3 protein-coding genes and 1 pseudogene are annotated in these 3,495 nt (G+C 65.3%); 2 read left to right on the top strand and 2 right to left on the bottom strand.

The genetic code is table 11. The features are described 5' to 3' along the window. The coding region (locus RMN95_RS01555; RefSeq protein WP_309615207.1) for a CGNR zinc finger domain-containing protein at positions 1 to 536 on the bottom strand (536 nt) is incomplete at its 3' end. Between the two features lie 32 nt (positions 537 to 568). Here RMN95_RS01555 and RMN95_RS01550 point away from each other — a divergent pair. Together RMN95_RS01550 and gatB are read left to right on the top strand one after the other, a co-directional pair. Further along, the gene (locus tag RMN95_RS01550; RefSeq protein WP_309615206.1) at positions 569 to 1,624 is read left to right on the top strand and encodes an EamA family transporter; all 1,056 of its coding nucleotides are present in this window, start codon (positions 569 to 571) and stop codon (positions 1,622 to 1,624) included. A gap of 9 nt (positions 1,625 to 1,633) precedes the next feature. Beyond that, positions 1,634 to 3,148, top strand: coding sequence for an Asp-tRNA(Asn)/Glu-tRNA(Gln) amidotransferase subunit GatB (gene gatB, locus RMN95_RS01545; RefSeq protein ID WP_309615205.1), 1,515 nt, complete (start codon positions 1,634 to 1,636; stop codon positions 3,146 to 3,148). 75 nt (positions 3,149 to 3,223) lie between these two features. On the opposite strand, the pseudogene RMN95_RS01540 reads toward gatB, so the two are convergent. Beyond that, positions 3,224 to 3,495, bottom strand: a pseudogene (locus RMN95_RS01540) (hypothetical protein); the annotation flags it as partial.

Genomic DNA, 3,495 nt, shown 5'->3' with positions numbered 1-3,495 from the left:
CGCTCGCGATACGCCAACTGGTTCATCCGGTTGCCGCAGCGAACGCTGCAGAACTGCTTGGATCCGTTGCGGGAGAGGTCGAGCAGCAGCCCCGCGCAGTCGGGTGCTCCGCAGACCCGCATGCGCCCGGACTCGCCCGAGCGGATGACGTCGGCCAGCGCCAGCGAAACCTCCACTCGGATGCGTTCGGCGAGCGGGGCATTCGCCTCGGTGGCGTGCAGGTGCCAGTCGAAGTGATCATGCCGCATGAGGAAAGGTAAGGCGCCGGCGTCGCGCAACATGCGATTCACTTCGACGACGGCATCGTCGCGCGAGAGGCTCCAAACGTGCCGCAGAAGGTCTCGAGTGGAGTGCACCGAGGCAAGTTCCTCCGCATTACGATCACGGCGTCCGGAGTAGCTATGAGCATCGAGGAGTGCCATCAGGGTGGGAACTGTAGCGACCTCGTCCAGCCCGGTTTTGGAGGCGGCAGGGTCGGTGTTTCCTAGTGCGACGGTGAAGAGCAGGGCATCCACGCTGTCAGGGGCAAAACGCAATTTGACTCCTTATTCACGGCCAGAGTACCGTCATGCTGGAACGACCACATTCGACACAGGCAGGCTTCGTGAAAGCGCTCATCATCGGCCTCAGCGCCTCGGTTGCATTCGGCGTGTCTGGGGCGTTCATCAAGCCGCTTCTCGAGAATGGCTGGAGCCCCACCGCCGCTGTCGCCATGCGCACGGTGGTCGCAGGTCTTGTGCTCGCGCCGTTCGCCATCGTGGCACTTCACGGGAAGTGGAACACACTCTGGCGCGCCCGCTGGCGCATCGTCGGCATGGCCCTGGTTGGTGTCGCCGGAACGCAACTTGCCTATTTCATCGCCGTGCAGCGCATCCCGGTCGGCACGGCGATCCTCATCGAATACCTGGCCCCGATCCTGTTGGTGCTGTTCGCGTGGGCGACGACCCGGGTCGTCCCGAAGAAGGTCGTGCTGATCGGCGCGGCTGTGGCGATCGGCGGCCTGGTGCTGGTCGTCGGGCCCGGCAGCATTTCGGGCGATCCGGTGGGGGTATTCGCCGCCTTCCTGGCCGCAATCGGCGCCGCCAGCTACTACCTGATCGCCGCGCGCCCGTCGGAGGGACTCCCGCCGGTCGCGCTGGCCGCAACCGGACTCCTCCTCGGCTCGGCCGTGCTCGCTACCCTCGGCGCGCTTCGAGTGCTGCCGTTCACGGCCGCGTTCATCGAGGTGCCGTTTCTGGCGGGCACTGCTCCGTGGTGGGTTCCGCTGGGCATCGTGGCCGTCATCGGCACCGCGATCGCCTATGCGGCAAGCATCATGGCGACCGGGATGCTCGGCTCTCGCCTGATGTCGTTCATCGGGTTGCTCGAGGTGGTGTTCGCGGCTCTGTTCGCCTGGCTGTTGCTCGGTGAGGCTCTCGGTGTCGTGCAACTCTTGGGTGGAGTGCTCATCCTTGCCGGTATCGCCTTCGTGCACTCCGAACGTCCCGCGCCAATTGAGGTGGTGACGGTCGTGCCCGATGACGAGGTCGACGTGCGGGCAGTGGTCGGCGACGTCGTAAACTCCAGCCACGGGCAGCTTCTGGGCGACACCGACCGGGAGCCCGCGGCATCCACCCCCGTCTAGAATCGTGTCGTGGCTAAAGCTGAACTGATGGACTACGACCGTGCCCTCGAACTGTTCGAGCCCGTGCTCGGTTTCGAGGTGCACGTCGAACTGAATACGCAGTCGAAGATGTTCTCGGATGCCCCCAACCCCGCCGCGCTTGGCAACGTGCCGCACGAGCCGAACACGACCATCACGCCCGTTGATCTCGGGCTGCCCGGCTCCCTGCCGGTGGTGAACGAGCAGGCGATCAAGTATTCGATCAGCCTGGGGCTGGCGCTCGGCTGCCAGATCGCGCCGTCGAGTCGCTTCGCGCGTAAGAATTACTTCTACCCTGACCTTGCGAAGAACTACCAGATCAGCCAGTTCGACGAGCCCATCGCCTTCGACGGCCAGGTTGAGGTAGAACTCGCGAACGGCAAGAAATTCACTATCGACATTGAGCGCGCGCACATGGAGGAGGACGCCGGCAAGCTCACGCATGTGGGCGGGGCGACCGGCCGCATCCAGGGCGCTGAGTATTCGCTGGTCGACTACAACCGCGCCGGCGTTCCGCTGGTCGAGATTGTCACCAGGATGATCACGGGCGCCGAGGCGGATGCGCCGGAACTTGCGAAGGCGTACGTGTCTGCGATCCGTGACATCGTGGTGTCGCTGGGCATCTCGGAGGCAAAGATGGAGCGCGGCAACCTGCGCTGCGACGCGAACATCTCCCTGTCTCCGCGTGGCTCGGGCGCGCTGGGCACCCGCACCGAGACGAAGAACGTCAACAGCATGCGGTCGGTGGAGCGGGCGATCCGCTATGAGATCCAACGCCAGGCCGCGATCCTGAATGCCGGCGGCACGATCACGCAAGAAACCCGCCACTGGCACGAAGACACCGGCGTCACGTCGGCCGGCCGACCGAAGAGCGATGCTGATGATTACCGCTACTTTCCGGAGCCTGACCTCCTGCCTGTCGAGCCGTCACTTGAGTTGATCGAGGAGCTGCGTGCGGCGCTGCCAGAGGCGCCGTCGCTGCGCAAGAGGCGACTGCAGGGGGAGTGGGGGTTCACCGACCTTGAGTTCCAGGATGTGGTCAATTCGGGCCTGCTGGTCGAGATTGACGAGACGGTGGCGGCTGGCGCTGCCCCCGCCCAGGCCCGCAAATGGTGGACGGGCGAGATTGCGCGATTGGCAAATGTTTCCTCCGTGGATGCCTCGTCGCTCATCACCCCGACCGATGTTGCTGCTCTCGTGGCCCTCGTCGAATCTGGTGAGCTTACCGATCGACTTGCCCGGCAAGTGCTGGAAGGAGTCATCGCGGGGGAGGGTTCGCCCGCTGGGGTCGTGGAGTCTCGCGGTCTGAAGGTGGTGTCAGACGACGGCGCTCTCATCGCGGCGATTGACGAGGCGCTTGCGGCGCAACCCGACGTGCTCGAGAAGATTCGCGAGGGGAAAGTGCAGGCCGCTGGCGCCGTCATCGGTGCCGTGATGAAGGCAATGAAAGGCACGGCGGACGCCGCCCGTGTGCGCGAATTGGTGTTGGAGCGGGCGCAGCAGTAGCAGCGAGGCGCGGCCCGAGCTGGGCGACATACCGCAGCATGTCCGACCACCGCGGCGAGGCGGCCTCGCGCTCGGTTAGACCGGGGCACAGTCGAACCCCGGGGCTCGGGTGATCTTCGCGGTGCGGTCGATGCCCAAGGCGCGGTGGGCGCGAGCCGGTGCCATCAGGTCGCGCAGCATCGCACTTTTGGTGGGTAGCGGCCGCGGCGTCTGGGTGGGGTCGATCGCTGACGGCGGAATGAGTTGGGAGCACTGCCCCTCGGCAGAGGAGTCGCGAACAATTTCCCAGCCGTTGTTGTGAACGAGCATGTGGTGATGTCGGCACAGCAGAATACCGTCGGCCAGGT

This window comes from Salinibacterium sp., from assembly GCF_031364185.1.
Classification (GTDB): domain Bacteria; phylum Actinomycetota; class Actinomycetes; order Actinomycetales; family Microbacteriaceae; genus Rhodoglobus.
The sequence above is the reverse complement of the archived record's forward strand: the minus strand, read 5'-3'. Positions and strand labels throughout refer to the sequence as shown.

Excerpts from the sequence above, each read along its gene's own strand:
- RMN95_RS01550 (WP_309615206.1), top strand. The coding sequence starts at position 569 with ATGCTGGAACGACCACATTCGACACAGGCAGGCTTCGTGAAAGCGCTC.